Source organism: Thermoleptolyngbya sichuanensis A183 (genome assembly GCF_013177315.1).
Lineage (GTDB): Bacteria > Cyanobacteriota > Cyanobacteriia > Elainellales > Elainellaceae > Thermoleptolyngbya > Thermoleptolyngbya sichuanensis.
Window position 1 is genome coordinate 3,060,619 of record NZ_CP053661.1, and the last position, 15,080, is coordinate 3,075,698.

8 protein-coding genes and 1 pseudogene are annotated in these 15,080 nt (G+C 52.8%); 3 read left to right on the forward strand and 6 right to left on the reverse strand.

What is annotated here, in order from left to right:
• Positions 1 to 273 precede the first annotated feature (273 nt).
• Positions 274 to 1,233 carry a PRC-barrel domain-containing protein gene (locus tag HPC62_RS12785; protein ID WP_172356224.1) on the forward strand — a complete coding sequence of 320 codons (960 nt, stop codon included), beginning with the start codon at positions 274 to 276 and terminating at the stop codon, positions 1,231 to 1,233.
• A 337-nt stretch (positions 1,234 to 1,570) separates the two neighbouring features.
• On the opposite strand, the gene HPC62_RS12790 is transcribed toward HPC62_RS12785, so the two are convergent.
• The 6 genes and pseudogenes from HPC62_RS12790 to grpE all read right to left on the reverse strand — a co-directional run bounded on the left by HPC62_RS12790 (position 1,571) and on the right by grpE (position 10,871).
• The gene (locus HPC62_RS12790; RefSeq protein ID WP_172356226.1) at positions 1,571 to 3,748 is read right to left on the reverse strand and encodes a GAF domain-containing sensor histidine kinase; all 2,178 of its coding nucleotides are present in this window, start codon (positions 3,746 to 3,748) and stop codon (positions 1,571 to 1,573) included.
• Positions 3,749 to 4,974: 1,226 nt separating this feature from the next.
• Positions 4,975 to 6,093, reverse strand: coding sequence for a small ribosomal subunit biogenesis GTPase RsgA (gene rsgA / locus HPC62_RS12795; protein WP_172356228.1), 1,119 nt, complete (start codon positions 6,091 to 6,093; stop codon positions 4,975 to 4,977).
• Positions 6,094 to 6,109: 16 nt separating this feature from the next.
• A complete protein-coding gene (locus HPC62_RS12800) occupies positions 6,110 to 6,364 on the reverse strand; it encodes a sulfurtransferase TusA family protein (protein WP_172356230.1) in 255 nt (84 codons plus the stop codon).
• 9 nt (positions 6,365 to 6,373) lie between these two features.
• On the reverse strand, positions 6,374 to 7,504 hold the full coding sequence (gene dnaJ, locus HPC62_RS12805) for a molecular chaperone DnaJ (RefSeq protein ID WP_172356232.1): 1,131 nt from the start codon (positions 7,502 to 7,504) through the stop codon (positions 6,374 to 6,376).
• Positions 7,505 to 7,806: 302 nt separating this feature from the next.
• Positions 7,807 to 9,805 (reverse strand): annotated as a pseudogene (gene dnaK, locus HPC62_RS12815) (molecular chaperone DnaK).
• A 370-nt stretch (positions 9,806 to 10,175) separates the two neighbouring features.
• Positions 10,176 to 10,871: a nucleotide exchange factor GrpE gene (grpE, locus tag HPC62_RS12820; RefSeq protein WP_172356236.1), complete on the reverse strand. Its 696-nt coding sequence runs from the start codon at positions 10,869 to 10,871 to the stop codon at positions 10,176 to 10,178.
• A gap of 774 nt (positions 10,872 to 11,645) precedes the next feature.
• Here grpE and HPC62_RS12825 point away from each other — a divergent pair.
• The gene (locus tag HPC62_RS12825; RefSeq protein WP_172356238.1) at positions 11,646 to 13,649 is read left to right on the forward strand and encodes a GspE/PulE family protein; all 2,004 of its coding nucleotides are present in this window, start codon (positions 11,646 to 11,648) and stop codon (positions 13,647 to 13,649) included.
• 105 nt (positions 13,650 to 13,754) lie between these two features.
• Positions 13,755 to 14,885 carry a type IV pilus twitching motility protein PilT gene (locus tag HPC62_RS12830; protein WP_172356240.1) on the forward strand — a complete coding sequence of 377 codons (1,131 nt, stop codon included), beginning with the start codon at positions 13,755 to 13,757 and terminating at the stop codon, positions 14,883 to 14,885.
• Positions 14,886 to 15,080 lie beyond the last annotated feature (195 nt).

Below are 15,080 nucleotides of genomic sequence, written 5' to 3' on the forward strand. Positions count from 1 at the left end.
GGAGGGGAGGAGGGAAGAACGAAGAACGAAGAACGAAGAGAGAAGAATGAAGAGAGAAGGGCGAAGGGCGAAGAGGTTCCGTTTTTCGTTTTTCACTTTTCGTTTTTTCCGTCTCTTGCCCCATTACCCCCAAGGGCGGCTTTCCGAACTCAAGACAGACTTACCAAACGTTCGAGTTTGGTTAAGATTGGCTTAGTATTGATATCTGACCGTATCTACTGTATTCATATTTCAATCGAACTATTTCAACCAGTTCGAGGTTAGGACTCGACAATGACATCTGAACAAATCCGCCAACGCTCAGACCTCCTTGGAACGCAAATCATCACCCGCGACACCGGCAAGCGCCTGGGTGTCGTGAGCCAGCTTTGGGTGGATGTCGATCGCCGCGAGGTGGTTGCCATCGGTTTGCGGGAAAGCATCCTATCGGGCGTGGTGTCTGGCACGCAGCAGATGATGTATCTTGCGAACATTCGCCAGATCGGCGACGTGATTTTAGTCGATGACGACTCTGCGGTAGAGGATGAAGTTGACACAGAAGCATATAGCAGCCTGATCAACAGCGAAGTGATCACTGAGACGGGAGAACTGCTGGGCAAGGTGCGGGGCTTCCGGTTCAACGTCGAAAATGGTCAGCTTGAGTCTATTGTGATCGCCTCGATTGGGTTTCCCTTTATTCCCGATCAGGTGGTTAGCACCTACGAACTGTCGATCGAAGAGGTGGTGAGCAGCGGCCCCGATCGCCTGATTGTGTTTGAGGGCGCGGAGCAAAAGATGTCGCAGCTTAGCGTGGGCTTTTTGGAGCGCATCGGCATTGGTCGTCCGCCGTGGGAGCGCGACGAAGAAGACTACATTATGCCGGTGTCTACGTCTAACCAGTTGCCGACGGGTGTGCGTACCCCTGCGCCTCAGCCGATGCGTGCGCCTGCCCGCGAATCGACCTGGGATGACGATACGTGGGAAGAACCCCGCCGCCCGATCCAGGAGCCGCTGCGTCAGCGCCAGCCAGAGCCGCTCTACCGCGATGAGCCGGAAGATAACTGGAACGATCCGCCCCGTCGCCAACAGTATGCAGAGGCTTATGAAGATGCCGATGCCTATGAACCTCCGATGAAAGAAGAACTGGACGACGTGTGGGAGGATGACGACAACCCCCAGCCCTATCGCGCACCGCAGTTGAATATTCCCGAACGGCAAAAGGTCGTGGAATACGAGGAAGATGCGGATTATTAAGGTAAGTCACTCAGGGTGAGTCGCCATAGCAGGGTTCAGTGGCTTAGGATTTGTTCCACGACGCTTATATTCGAGGATTGAGCCTGATTGCCTGGCACATGTCCCGAAAGCCCAGAAACTGTGTTGTCTTGGAATCGAAACCCATAACCCCTAAATTGGAGCCAGAGGGCTTGGTTAAGGGGGGGCTTTTGGGTCACCGTCCCCTTAGGAGAAATCAAGGGCTTCCAGAGATGTGTCAGGCAATCAGGGATTAAGCTTCAAATTCAAAGGTTATTCCGTTTGAAACTCTTGGGTCGGGCTGCTGTGGACGTTGGGGTAAATGGTGATGGCTCCATAGCTACTGTTCTGCTTGGTTCAGTGCGCCTGAGGGTTTGAGATTCTCCTGCATGACCTTGTGCTGATGAATCGGAATTCTTATGTGAAATTCTGTACCCGTATCAGGCTGCGAGATGCATTGCAGCGTGCCATGATGACGTTCGCAGACAATTTGCTGACTAATTGAGAGTCCTAGCCCTGTACCTTTTCCGATAGGCTTGGTGGTGAAAAAGGGATCGAATAGTTTGGGTTGTAGTTTTTCAGGAACCCCAGGGCCGTTGTCGGCGATGCAAATGCAAACGTACTGGGGGCGATCGCCCTTAAGGGGATGGTGTTCGTGCAGTTGATCGCATTGATCGCACGGTCTGGGATCGCACAGTTTGGTTCGGATGGTAATGGTGGGTTGGCGCAGACTATCGACGTCACTACTCATTCCTTCTTGAATTGCCTTTTCTCTTGCTCCAATCTGCTCCTCTAGGGCATCAATGGCATTGCTGAGCAAATTCATAAATACTTGATTGAGCTGGCTAGGATAGCACTCAACTAGCGGCAACTGTCCGTACTCTTTAATCAACTGAATATTGTTCGCAGGGTTAGAAACCGACTTGGGTTTCAAGCGATATTGCAGAATGAGGAGTGTGCTTTCTAGTCCTTCGTGTAAGTCCACTACTTTCATCTCCGCTTCATCCAGCCGTGAGAAATTCCGAAGGGATAACACAATACTGCGAATTCGCTCAGCCCCAACTTGCATAGAAGCTAAAATTCGAGGGAAGTCTTCTATCAGAAAATTCAGATCAATCTCTTCAGCGCGATCGCCCACTGCGTTAACAGGTTCTGGATAATGCTTTTGGTAAAGTTTAACTAACTCCATGAGGTCGTGGGCATAGCGGCGAGCGTAGCTTATATTGCCGTGAATGAAGTTAACAGGATTATTAATTTCATGGGCAACCCCAGCTACAAGCTGCCCCAAGCTTGACATTTTTTCACTTTGAATCAACTGGGTTTGTGCTTTTTTGAGATGATCTAATGCAGCCGCAGTTTCCACAGATTGCTGTTGAGCTTGAGCCAGTAGTTCTGCCTGCTTTAGCGCGACACTAAGCTGGGCTGCAATCTGCCTAGCAAATTCAATTTCTTCCGCTTCCCAGAAGCGCGGTTCAGCACATTGATGAACACACAATAAGCCCCACAGATAACTTCCTTGCAAAAGCGGTAAAACCAAATTGGCACGGATTTGAAAGCGTGACAGTACGTCAATATGACACGCTTGAAGACCTGCTGAATAAATATCAGCAACTGCCTGAAATTGTCCCTGATGGTAAGCATCAGAGTAGCGATCGCCAAAACAGTGATCCTGAACCTTTTCCGCTAAGACTGATGCATAGCCCTGCCCAACACTCTCTGATACAAACTCTCCATCATTCCAGTTAGAATCAGGCGCAAATCGAAAAATTGCAACTCGATCAGCCCCAAGCAACTGTCTAGATTCAGTTGCAGCCGTTCTAAAAATAGTTGCCAAATCCATTGGCTCTCGAATTCGAGAAACCACCTTAAATAAGGCTTTCTGCTGCTCTGACTGAAAGCGTACTTTGTCCAGTAAACTGGCTTGCTGAAGTGCGACACCAAGATGTGTAGAAACCTGCTTGGCAAACTCGATTTCGTCAGATGTCCAGGTGCGAGAACCTGAGCATTGATGAACGCAAAGTAGACCCCAAAGTGTTTCTTCTTTTATTATTGGTACAACCAAATTGGCGCAAATTTGAAAGTGACTTAAAATCTCAATATGACACTCTTTCAGACCTGCAGATCGAACATCACTAACGGCTTGTATTCGTCCTTTGTGATAATCAATTGCGTATCGCTCACCAAAGCAGTGATCGTGAACCTTTTCTAATAAGACTGATTTAAACTCAGGGGCAACATCTTCTGCTAAAAACTCGCCATCATTCCAACCAGAATTAGGTTCAAAGCAAAAAAGAGCGACACGATCTGCACTTAGAAGGCGGCGAACCTCAATTGCGGCCGTCTTAAAAATTGTGTTTAGATCTAAGGATTCGCGAATTTTTGTAATTACTCGAAACAGTGCTTTCTGTTGTTCCGCCTTAGAAATATCTGCCCAATTCAATAGATTTTGCCGGAGTTGCTCAAAAGCAGCATCGCTACTACAGTAGGCTCGCAGTTGTTCTAGTTGTTGTTGGTTCATAGAATAGCGTGTTTGAGAAAAAATTGCCGGTTTGCATACCCTACCTCTAGAAGCCCCTGATTGCTTATTGAAACTGCCTCAAATGGTCTTTTCTATGAGTTTATCAGCCGCAGATTAGATCTATGAGTCAGGGCTTTTGAGTCAGCGCTTTTAGGACTCATGCAAGATAAACAGGGGCAATAAGCATAGAAACCAATACAAGCTGATGAGGAGATTTCGAGAAGGTAGCTGTGCTGGTTGCCTGACACAAGTCCCGAAAGCCCAGAAAATTCGTTGTCTTGGGATCGAAGCCCATAGCTCCTGAGTTGGAGCCGGAGGGCTTGGTCAGAGGAGCTTTTGGGCCAGCGTCCCCTACGAGAAATCAGGGGTTTCCAGAGATGTGTCAGGCAGTCAGGGTAGCTGTGAGTCTAACGGAATCGACTTTACAGAATAGAACAGTGCATTAGAGGAACCAACAGAGAAACAATTGTTAGGAACTATAGCTGATCGATAAGATATTAGTCATTATTCAACATTTCATCACCCTCCACGTCATCATCTGTTACAGCAAGTAGACGGACACTAGATTCACTGCCGGATAGGCAAGACTAGGCGTAGGCTCAGTCGATAGACCTTTAGGTTAACCAGGACTCAGGGTTCGCTATCTCATGGGAGTCCTGGCAACGCTTTGCAGTATTCTCCATAGAGGCTTGTCAGGTTTCATGCTGTGTTTGGCTGAACACGGCTTATTATTTCTTCAGGTTTCCCAACAATGATTGCAGAATTAACATAAAAGTTTAAGCGGTTTAGAGGTTGACTCTACGATTTTATGCTGAACTTTTCTTTACAAAACTTATCTTTAAGTCAACCATTTTAATATGCATCCAAGAAATAGTTTTATGTTAGGCATGTTAAGTACTTGGCAATCGCTTTCAGCACGCAGGCTCGTGGCTAGTCTTGCGGTTACCAAATCGCTGGGGATTTCTCAGCAGAGCAAACGCATACTAACGCGAACTTAACGAAGACAGGACTTACGCAGTTGGACAATTTCTCGCGGGCGCAGCCCGCGAGAAATTGTCCAAAACCCAAAGAGCTTATCGCAAGTGCGTAAGTCCTGGAACGAAATGAGGGGTTAAACGGTTAGCGCCTGCAAATCGCCTCTAATTTTTTGCAATAAGATGTCCTAAAGTCGCCTTTATCGCGAAAGTCTTGGCGTATACGTTTGTCTTGGATTTCTCAGAGTTCGGCTAGTCTACATCTATATCTGCACCATCTGCATCCCAGTTCTTGAGACGCTGTTTCTCAACTCGCCGTGAGGGCTGGCGATACTTCTTGCGCTCTAGCTTTGGCTCGATTTCGGTCTGGCCGTCTTGGCGACTTTTTTGTTTGGTGGTGGCTTCGGTATGGCGGGTGCGTTCCTGGGCCTCTTGACGGGCGATCGCCTCTTCTAGAAAAATCCGATAGTGTTCATAGCGCTCCCAGTCGCCCCGAACGGCGCAGTCTGGCTCTTCCCGATGCAGGCAGTTGCTAAACTGGCAGGCGGCTTGCGCCATTCGCTGGCGGGCTTCTGGGAAGTAGTGGGCCAGCTCCCCCGGAGTGCAGTCTAGATCGGGCTGATTGAACCCAGGACTATCGGCCAGCAGCCCGCCCGCTGGCAACTCAAACAGTTCGACGTGGCGCGTGGTGTGGCGGCCCCGCTGGAGTTTGCCGGAGACTTCCCCCACACGCAGATTGACCGCTGGAATCAGCGCGTTTAGCAGGCTGGATTTGCCGACGCCAGATGGGCCAGAGACGACGGTGATTTGTTTTGCCAGGTCAGGGGCAAGTTTGTCTAGCCCAATATTTTCGCGCACGCTAATCATCAGCGGCAAATAGCCCCACTGTCGCAGGCGATCGCCCCACGCCACCAGTTCTACCTCCGTCAGCAGGTCGCATTTATTCAAACACAGGCACACCGATAGCCCTGTGGATTCGGCCTTGACCAAAAAATGGCTGAGTTGGAAGGGATCGAGTGCGGGTTCTGCCAGGGCAAACACCAGCAAAATCTGATCGGCATTGGCAATGGGCGGACGATCCAGTTCGGAGCGACGAGGAAACACTTGGGCGATCGCCCCTCGCTGCCCGGCCCAATCGGGTTCTTCAACTTCGACGCGATCGCCCACCCAAACCTGCTGCCCGATTTTTCGCAGGCGCGATCGCCGGGTACATAGCAGCATATCCCCGGTGTTTGGCGGATAGCAGCCTGGGTCCAGCCGCACAAAGTAGTAATTAGCCTGCACCGCCAGCACTGTACCCGTGATCCGTTGCGACCCCACCTGCTGAACCGTGGCCTCAACGAGCGACTGGGGCTGGCAATCTGCACCCATAACTCTGCACCTATAACTAGGGACGGCGAATACTAAGGGCAAAATAAGCGCCGTCTCCGCTTTGTCGCTCCTGCACTTGCTCGATCGGGTATCCTTCCATTCGCAAGCTATCGGGCACCTGCTCCATCGGCTCTCCTGGATCAAGCCACACTTCTAGGAGCGACCCAGCAGGCATTTTTTCTAGACGCAGCTTGGTTCGCACAAAATTTAGCGGACAGGGCGTGCCGCGCAGGTCAAGCTGGATATCTGGGACTGGGGAAGATTCCGTCATGCATCCTGCTCAAGACTTGTGAAACAGATTGTCCAGGAAGCCCATGCCGCCCTTGCCGATGCGATCGCCCCGCAGCTTGGCAAGCTCCTCCAGCAGCTTCCGTTCCTCTGCCGAAACGCGAGTGGGAATATCAACCTGAACCGTAATCAGATGATCGCCCCGGCTAGTGGGGTTTCCCAAACGAGGCACGCCGCGATTCTCAAGCGTAATCACCGTTCCGGGCTGGGTTCCGGGCGGAACAATGGTTTCCACGGGCCCATCGACCGTATTTACCTCTAACTTCGAGCCAAGAATCGCTTGCAGGTAGCTAATCTTCAGGTTCGACAAAATGTTAATGCCGTCCCGCTGGAATTCCGCGTCGTCGTTGACAAACAGAAAAACGTAAAGATCGCCCGGTGGGCCACCCCGCATTCCTGCATCTCCCTCAGAAGAAATGCGGAGCCGCGTCCCATTGTCCACGCCAGCGGGAATCGTAATTTTGAGCTTTTTGGCTTCCTGTTTCTGTCCGCTGCCGCCACACACGTCGCACTTTTCTTCGATCATCTGCCCACTGCCGTTGCAGGTGGGGCAGGTAGACACCTGAGTAAAGCTGCCAAAGGGAGTTCGGGTGGCCCGCCGCACCTGCCCTGCGCCGCCGCAGGTTGTGCAGGTTTTGGGGCGTGTCCCCGGCTTTGCGCCCGATCCGCTACAGTTGGTGCAGGTTTCTAGGTGACTGATGCGAATTTCCTTTTCGCCGCCAAAGATGGCCTCACGAAAGTCTAGCTTCAGGTCAAGGCGCAGGTCTTCGCCACGGGTGGGTCCACTGCGACGACGGGCCTGCTGACCTGGAGCCGCACCCGCAAAGTTTCCAAAGAAGCTCTCGAATAGATCTGCAAAGCCGCCTAAATCGGTAAAGTCTTGATAGCCTGCGCCAGCCGCAGAGCCAACGCCTGCCTCACCAAAGCGATCGTAGCGGGCGCGAGTTTCTGGCTCTGAAAGCACTTCGTAGGCGCGGTTAATTTCTTTGAAACGTTCTTCAGCGCCTTCCTCTTTGTTGACATCGGGGTGATACTTGCGGGCAAGCCGTCGATAGGCTTGCTTTAGCTCCTCTTTGTCGGCATCGCGAGAGACACCCAGAATGTCGTAGTAGTCACGGGCCATAGAACGCTGCTGGGGGTTGAGTAATTTGGCGTGAATAGAGTCGGGGAAACAGGTCAGCGCCGTACAAACAGGCGATTCGGCCACCCAATTCCCCACATCCTACATCGTAACGAATTGTTTGCGATCGCACCCTGTCATTGAAGTGGGCATTACCGAACCAATCCCCCCATGTAGCAGCGGCTAGCCTTTGAAGCCTCTGCCAACCCGGAGAAATTGGCAAACCAGAGACTTTCGGGAGTCAACGCCCCTGAGACGTGCAGCGCAACCAATGCCCCTCAAGCGGGAATACGCGATTCGCTGTCCTAATCCACGGCCTCGTAGTCAGCCGTCACGGTTTCGTCTGTCTCGAAGCTGAAGTCGTCTCCGTTGACTGCTTCTGTAAGTTCCGGTTCTCCACTGCCGTTGGGCCAGGCAACCGTGGGATCGTCATAGCCGTCTGGGTCACTGCCATAGCCTGCATAGTTGCCGTTCGCATCTGATCCATGATGCATAGCTTGTTGATACATCGCCGAACCAATTGCAAACAGGGCATGTTGGAGCGCATCCAAGCGAGCCTTCATGGTGTCTACATCCAGCGTCCGATCGGCGACCGCCGCTCGCAGTTCTGCCACTTTTTCAGCAGCCTCTGCTTTATACGCTTCGGGAATCAAGTCGCCATTCTCGCGAAGCGTCGTCTCAATAATTGCTGAACAGGATATCGGCCTGGTTGCGATATTCCACTAGCAGACGACGGTTCTGATCTTCTTCGGCATAGAGGTCTGCCTCCATCCGCATCCGTTCCACTTCAGACTCGCTGAGTCCGCCTGTGTTGGTGATACGGATCGTTTGCGCCCGACCTGTGCCCTTGTCGCGGGCGCTGACTTGCAGAATACCGTCTGCATCGATTTCAAAGGACACCTCGATCTGCGGTACGCCACGTGGGGCAGGCGGAATCCCCGTCAGTTGGAACTTCCCAAGGCTCTTGTTGTCCTTCACCATCGCCCGTTCCCCTTGCAGAACATGGATCTCGACCGAGGTCTGTCCATCGGTTGCTGTGGAGAAGGTCTGGGTTTTGCTAGTGGGAACTGTGGTGTTGCGCTCGATGATGCGAGTAAACACGCCGCCGAGTGTTTCAATCCCCAGCGAGAGTGGGGTTACGTCCAGCAGCAGCAGGTCTTTCACCTCACCACCCAAAACGCCTGCTTGAATTGCCGCACCCAGTGCAACCGCCTCATCGGGGTTGACAGAGCGATCGGGAGCTTTGCCGTTGAAATACTTCTTGATGGCTTCTTGAACTGCTGGAATCCGAGTAGAGCCGCCTACCAGCAAAATGCGGTCTAAATCATCCGCGCTCAGTCCGCAATCCTTCAGCGCCTGCTCGACAGGTTCAAGCGTGCTTTCGACCAGATCATTCACCAGTTCTTCAAACTTGGCGCGGGTCAGCTCCATTTCCAGGTGCTTTGGCCCAGTTTCGTCGGCTGTAATGAACGGTAGGTTGATGGTCGTCGTGAGCATACTCGAAAGCTCGATCTTGGCTTTCTCCGCAGCTTCGCGCAAGCGTTGTAGCGCCATCTTGTCGCTAGAGAGGTCGATCCCTTCTTGCTGCTGGAAGCTAGACATGAGCCACTGAACCAGCACATTGTCAAAGTCATCGCCGCCCAGGTGGTTGTTGCCAGAGGTGGATTTCACCTCAAACACACCGTCACCGAGTTGCAGCACGGACACATCAAACGTCCCGCCGCCCAGGTCAAACACCAGCACGCTTTGTTCCTGATCCTGTTTGTCCAATCCATAGGATAGAGCCGCAGCAGTTGGCTCGTTGATAATCCGCAGCACTTCTAGCCCTGCAATAGTGCCTGCATCTTTGGTGGCCTGGCGCTGGGCATCTGTAAAGTAGGCCGGTACGGTGATAACCGCCTGGGTGACTGGTTCTCCTAAATAGTTTTCAGCGTCCTGCTTCAGCTTTTGCAGGATCATGGCGGAAATTTCCTGGGGTGTGTAGGAACGTCCGCGAATTTGCACGTCTACCGTGTCATCTTTCCCCCGGACGCAGGTGTAGGGGACTCGGCTTTGCTCGTCGGTTGTGTCGTCCCAGCGTCGCCCGATAAACCGTTTAATGCTGAAAATGGTGTTTTCGGCATTGGTCACAGCCTGACGCTTGGCGAGCTGCCCTATGAGCCGCTCACCGTTCTTGCCAAAACCAACAATGCTAGGAGTGGTGCGTCCTCCCTCTGAGCTGGAAATGACAACGGGTTGACCGCCCTCCAGGACAGCAACACAGCTATTCGTTGTGCCCAGGTCGATGCCAATGACTTTTCCCATAATTTAGCTAGTAGCGGCTATCAGATTTCAAGTGAATGAGTCGGAGACCAGAAGCTGATTCAACTCTTAGCAAGTATTCCGCAATTGTTCGGGAATTTAATCAGTCGCGCTTAAAAATATTTCTAGAGGCTCCGCAAAAAACAGGAGATTTGCCGAATGGTGGGCTTTTCAGGCTGAGTTTTTGGAGCGAGTCTACCTGGATTTTGCTAAAGACCTCTTGGCTTAGTCAGGTTTAATTGAGTCGCTCAGGACGATTGTTGAAAAGCGCTCACCTCTCACACAGTTCGTCTACTACACAATGGTCAGCTATCCACATCAGTTATACACAGTGGTCAGCTAGAAGATTCTTGAGCGGAGTCTTGGTCTGGTTTTATCCCTCAGATGACGTGTCGGCGCTGCTGCTGTCGTCGGAAGGCTCGACAGCGGCGGCAACCTTGACCATTGCATGGCGCAAGACGCGATCGCCCAGCATATAGCCCCGCACTAGTTCTTCGATAACCGTGCCCTCAGCGTATTCTTCGGACGGCTCCCGCATGACGGCTTCGTGCAGGTTTGGGTCAAACTCTTTGCCCTCAGAGCGCATTGGAGAAACGCCGATGCGCTTGAGCCGTTCTACCAGATCTTTGTAGACTCCCTGATAGCTTTTGTGAATCGCCATGCCTTCGTCGCCCTGGGGCTTGATCTGCGATCGCGCTCGTTCAAAGTTATCGACGACAGGCAGCAGTTCTTCAACGGTTTTGCACTTAATTTGCTGCTCTAGGTCTTCCTTCTCCTTTTGGGTGCGCTTGCGGAAGTTCTCAAAATCCGCCGCAATCCGCTTGCAGTGATTTGTCCACTCTTCAAGCTGCTGTTCTAGCGTCGCCACTTTTTGATTTAGCTCATCGACGAGCGCCGAAGAATCTCCGCTGGGAACCTCCGCGACGACCTCCACCTGAGGCTCAGTCGATGCTTCGACCGTCGAGGCAGACGGATCGACTGCTTCGGTATTCATGACTTCGCTTTCCACGCCATTGCTTTCAGCGGACACGTCATCACCCTCCATCGGTTGCTTCTCTTCTTCGATCATGCTTGCCTAACGGATGTCGTTTTGTGAACTGGACAAAATCTGAGTCGAAGGGGCTGTTGCTTCGGGGTCGAGCCTTGAGCAGCCCCTTCGGAAGCTTTCAATCAAGAGTCTGAAATCGAGCCTGTTGTAGAACCTGGCTTCTTAGCCTACTCATCTTCTTTCTGAAATTAACCCTTCGTCGCCCTTCTTCTTGATGTACTCTTGCAACGCTTCTACTTTTTATGTATTGTGCCTCAGGTTTTAAGAATTCTGACGCGACAGACGAAATATCTCTTATTCCCAATATCCCTAATATCAGAAACATCAGAGCGATCGCCCGTACCTATACAACTCAACCAAACGGGCAAACCATCAGGTCTGAACCGTTTATCTCAGTTTGTGTAACGGATGAGTCTGGGCTGTGCTATACAGAATGCATCGATTCACCAGCCCATCAGCTACCTAATCCAGAGTACCCTAACGACGATAGTTTATTGACCTATGTGGGGAATACTGGAGGCATTCGTGATAGTCCACGCTCGTTCAGGGCATTTGTTCAGACGGGTTATAGGCAATGGGTGAATCTGGCGATCGCCCGTCGTAACGAATCCAGTCAGGCTCTCCAGCCAACGTTCGGAATGCCCAATTTGCCTTTCATAATCCAGTTCCCATAACCCAGCTTTAGAACTTGTAAACCGCAGGTTCACTCTTGCTTCCTCCAGCAGCCCCAGACACCCTCTGGCATTAGCGCTGGGACAATACTCTATACAGGCTATAAACCTCTCAGCAGCAGCTATGGCTAACTCTTCATCCCAACGTCGTGCCCTTGTTGTCCAGCATAATTTTTCGCCCTTCAGCAACAAGCTCATCCAGGCGGGCTACGTCAACAACGACCAAATGCAGCAAGCCCTGGTGGAAAGCCGCAAAACAGGGCGACCGCTGACGGATGTGTTGGAGATGATTACAGGTCAGCAGTTGCCGCCTGACCTGCTGCGCCAATATAAGAAGCAACAGCTTTTTGAACTTAAAATTCTCTACGGAGTTGAATCCCTCGATCCGGAGATCAACGAAATTTCGACTGCCCAGGTTGGGCAACTCATCGATAGTCTCATTCCCGTCGATCTGTGCCGTCGCTATCGCCTTGTGCCTCTGTCGCGCACCGAAAGCGAACCGCCCGCAGTGCTGATCGCAATGGTCGATCCCGATGATCTGGCTGCACAAGACGACCTCAACCGCATTCTGCGTCCGCAGGGTCTGGGGCTAATGCGGATGGTGATCACGGTTGAAGACTATCAGCGGATCATCTCCCAATATCTAGATGAGCAGGTCGAACGCCAGAAGCAGCTCGAATTTCAGTCCAAGGTGGATGTGAAGGCAGATCTTGAAGGGCTGGATTACCTCGATCTGGAGGAACCACCCGACGATATCGAAGCCAACTTGGATGCTGCCCTTCAGGATGCCGACGCGGCCCCTGTGATCGCCTTGGTCAACAAAATTCTGGTGAAGGCGCTTCAGGAAGGGGTTTCCGATATCCACATCGAGCCGCAGGAAGAACATCTCCGCATTCGCTTTCGCAAAGACGGCGTGCTGCGGGAGGGACTGGAGCCGCTGCCCAAGAAAATCGTTCCGGCGGTCACCGCTCGCTTCAAAATCATTGCTGATCTAGACATTGCCGAACGCCGGATGCCCCAGGACGGGCGCATTCGCCGGATTTTTGACGGGCGCAAGGTGGACTTCCGGGTGAACACGTTGCCCAGTCGCTACGGCGAAAAGGTGGTGCTGCGGATTCTCGACAACTCCGCTACTCAGCTGGGGCTGGACAAACTGATCACCGACCCAGAAACGCTGCAAATTGTGCAGGAAATGGTATCGCGTCCCTTTGGTCTGATCCTGGTGACGGGGCCGACTGGATCGGGTAAAACGACAACGCTCTATTCTGCCCTGGCGGAGCGCAATAGTCCCGGCGTGAACATCAGCACTGCCGAAGACCCGATTGAATACTCCCTACCGGGGATTACCCAGGTGCAGGTGATCCGCGAAAAAGGGATGGACTTTGCCTCGATTCTGCGAGCCTTTCTGCGGCAAGACCCGGACGTGATTCTGGTGGGTGAGACTCGGGATAAGGAGACGGCGAAGACGGCGATCGAGGCGGCACTGACGGGACACCTGGTGCTGACAACGCTGCACACGAATGACGCTGCGAGTGCGATCGCCCGTCTCGAAGAAATGGGCGTAGAGTCCTTTATGGTGTCTAGTTCGCTGATTGGCGTGCTGGCTCAGCGCCTCATGCGCCGCGTCTGCCCCGACTGCCGTATTCCCTACAGCCCTAGCCCCGAAGAACTGGCCCGCTTTGGCCTGTCGGCTTCTCGCGAAGCAGAAGTGACCTTCTATAAGGCCAACGAACTGTCACCTGACGAAATTCAGTCCGCCCGCGCCCAAAACACCCTCTGCCCCACCTGCAAGGGCAGTGGCTACAAAGGACGCTGCGGGGTATACGAAGTCATGCGTGTAACGGAGCAAATCCAGACTCTCATTACTGAAGGCGCACCCACCGAGCGAATCAAGGAAGTGGCAGTAGACGAGGGCATGAAGACCTTGCTGGCCTATAGCCTAAACCTGGTGCGCGAGGGCAGCACAACGCTTGAAGAGGTAGAGCGCGTCACCTTTACCGATACGGGATTGGAGGCGGAACTCAAAGCCAAGCGCAAGAGTTCGCTGACTTGCCGCAACTGTGCTGCTGAGCTACGCCCCGAATGGCTAGATTGTCCCTATTGCACTACCCCCCGCTTCCAGGATTAGCGCCGCTGTTTGCCCTAAGTGCTACTTGCCCTAAGCGCTAGCTGTTCCCAACTTGTCTTACTAAGTACAACTTAAGTACAACCCTGCATAGAAGGAGCCACCCACATGGAATTGATGATCGAAGACTTGATGGAGCAACTGATTGAGATGGGCGGGTCGGATATGCACCTGTCGGCTGGATTGCCGCCCTACTTCCGCATCAATGGCCACCTCGCCCCCATCAACGACGAGCCGATGACCTCGGAGCAATGCCAGCGGCTGATCTTCAGTATGCTTAACAACACCCAGCGAAAGAACCTGGAGCAAAACTGGGAACTGGACTGCTCCTACGGTGTGAAAGGTCTGGCCCGCTTCCGGGTGAACGTGTACAAAGATCGGGGCACCTACGCCGCCTGTTTGCGGGCGCTGAGTTCCAAAATTCCTAGCTTCGAGAAGCTAGGTCTGCCGGACGTGGTGCGCGAAATGGCGGAAAAGCCCAGAGGACTGATCCTGGTGACGGGGCCGACGGGTTCCGGAAAAACCACGACGCTGGCGGCCATCATCGACCTGATCAACCGCACCCGTGCAGAACACATTCTGACTGTGGAAGACCCCATTGAATTTGTCTATGAACCTGTTAAAAGCTTGATCCACCAGCGGCAGCTTGGGGAAGACACCAAGAGCTTTGCAAACGCGCTGAAGGCGGCTCTACGGGAAGACCCAGACGTGATTCTGGTGGGCGAGATGCGGGACCTGGAGACGATTTCACTGGCGATCTCGGCGGCCGAAACTGGACACCTCGTGATGGGAACACTGCATACCAGTTCTGCTTCCCAGACCGTTGACCGGATGATCGACGTGTTCCCGGCTGAGCGTCAACAGCAGGTGCGGGTGCAGCTTTCCAACTCGCTGGTGGCAGTGTTTAGCCAAACGCTGGTGCCTAAGAAGAATCCGAAGCCCGGTGAATTTGGGCGAGCGATGGCACAGGAAATCATGGTCGTTACTCCGGCGATCGCCAACCTGATTCGCGAAGGCAAAACCGCCCAAATCTATTCCGCTATTCAAACGGGCGGCAAACTGGGCATGGTCACGCTGGAGAAGGTGCTGGCTGACCTATACAAAGCGGGCACAATCTCGTTTGAATCGGCTATGTCGAAAACCTCTCGCCCCGACGAACTCCAGCGGCTGATCGGCGGCGCAATGCAGCAACCCGCGCCGGGTGGTGCGCGTCCGGGTGCGCCCGTGGGCACTCGATAGCACCGTTCTGGCAGTGTAGAACATACTCCAGAACAGCTAGAACAGCAGCCCGAAGGACGTGTTCCATCCTGAGGAACTGGTTTCATCAGGATGCTGTTCGTCCAAAGTGTCCTCATATGCTCCTCTAGTTTTTCTACTGATAGGACTTACGCAGTTGGACGATTTCTCGCGGGCTGCGCTCGCGAGAAATCGTTC

Excerpts from the sequence above, each read along its gene's own strand:
- HPC62_RS12785 (WP_172356224.1), top strand. The coding sequence starts at position 274 with ATGACATCTGAACAAATCCGCCAACGCTCAGACCTCCTTGGAACGCAA.
- HPC62_RS12790 (WP_172356226.1), bottom strand. The coding sequence starts at position 3,748 with ATGAACCAACAACAACTAGAACAACTGCGAGCCTACTGTAGTAGCGAT.
- rsgA (WP_172356228.1), bottom strand. The coding sequence starts at position 6,093 with ATGGGTGCAGATTGCCAGCCCCAGTCGCTCGTTGAGGCCACGGTTCAG.
- HPC62_RS12800 (WP_172356230.1), bottom strand. The coding sequence starts at position 6,364 with ATGACGGAATCTTCCCCAGTCCCAGATATCCAGCTTGACCTGCGCGGC.
- dnaJ (WP_172356232.1), bottom strand. The coding sequence starts at position 7,504 with ATGGCCCGTGACTACTACGACATTCTGGGTGTCTCTCGCGATGCCGAC.
- grpE (WP_172356236.1), bottom strand. The coding sequence starts at position 10,871 with ATGATCGAAGAAGAGAAGCAACCGATGGAGGGTGATGACGTGTCCGCT.
- HPC62_RS12825 (WP_172356238.1), top strand. The coding sequence starts at position 11,646 with ATGGCTAACTCTTCATCCCAACGTCGTGCCCTTGTTGTCCAGCATAAT.
- HPC62_RS12830 (WP_172356240.1), top strand. The coding sequence starts at position 13,755 with ATGGAATTGATGATCGAAGACTTGATGGAGCAACTGATTGAGATGGGC.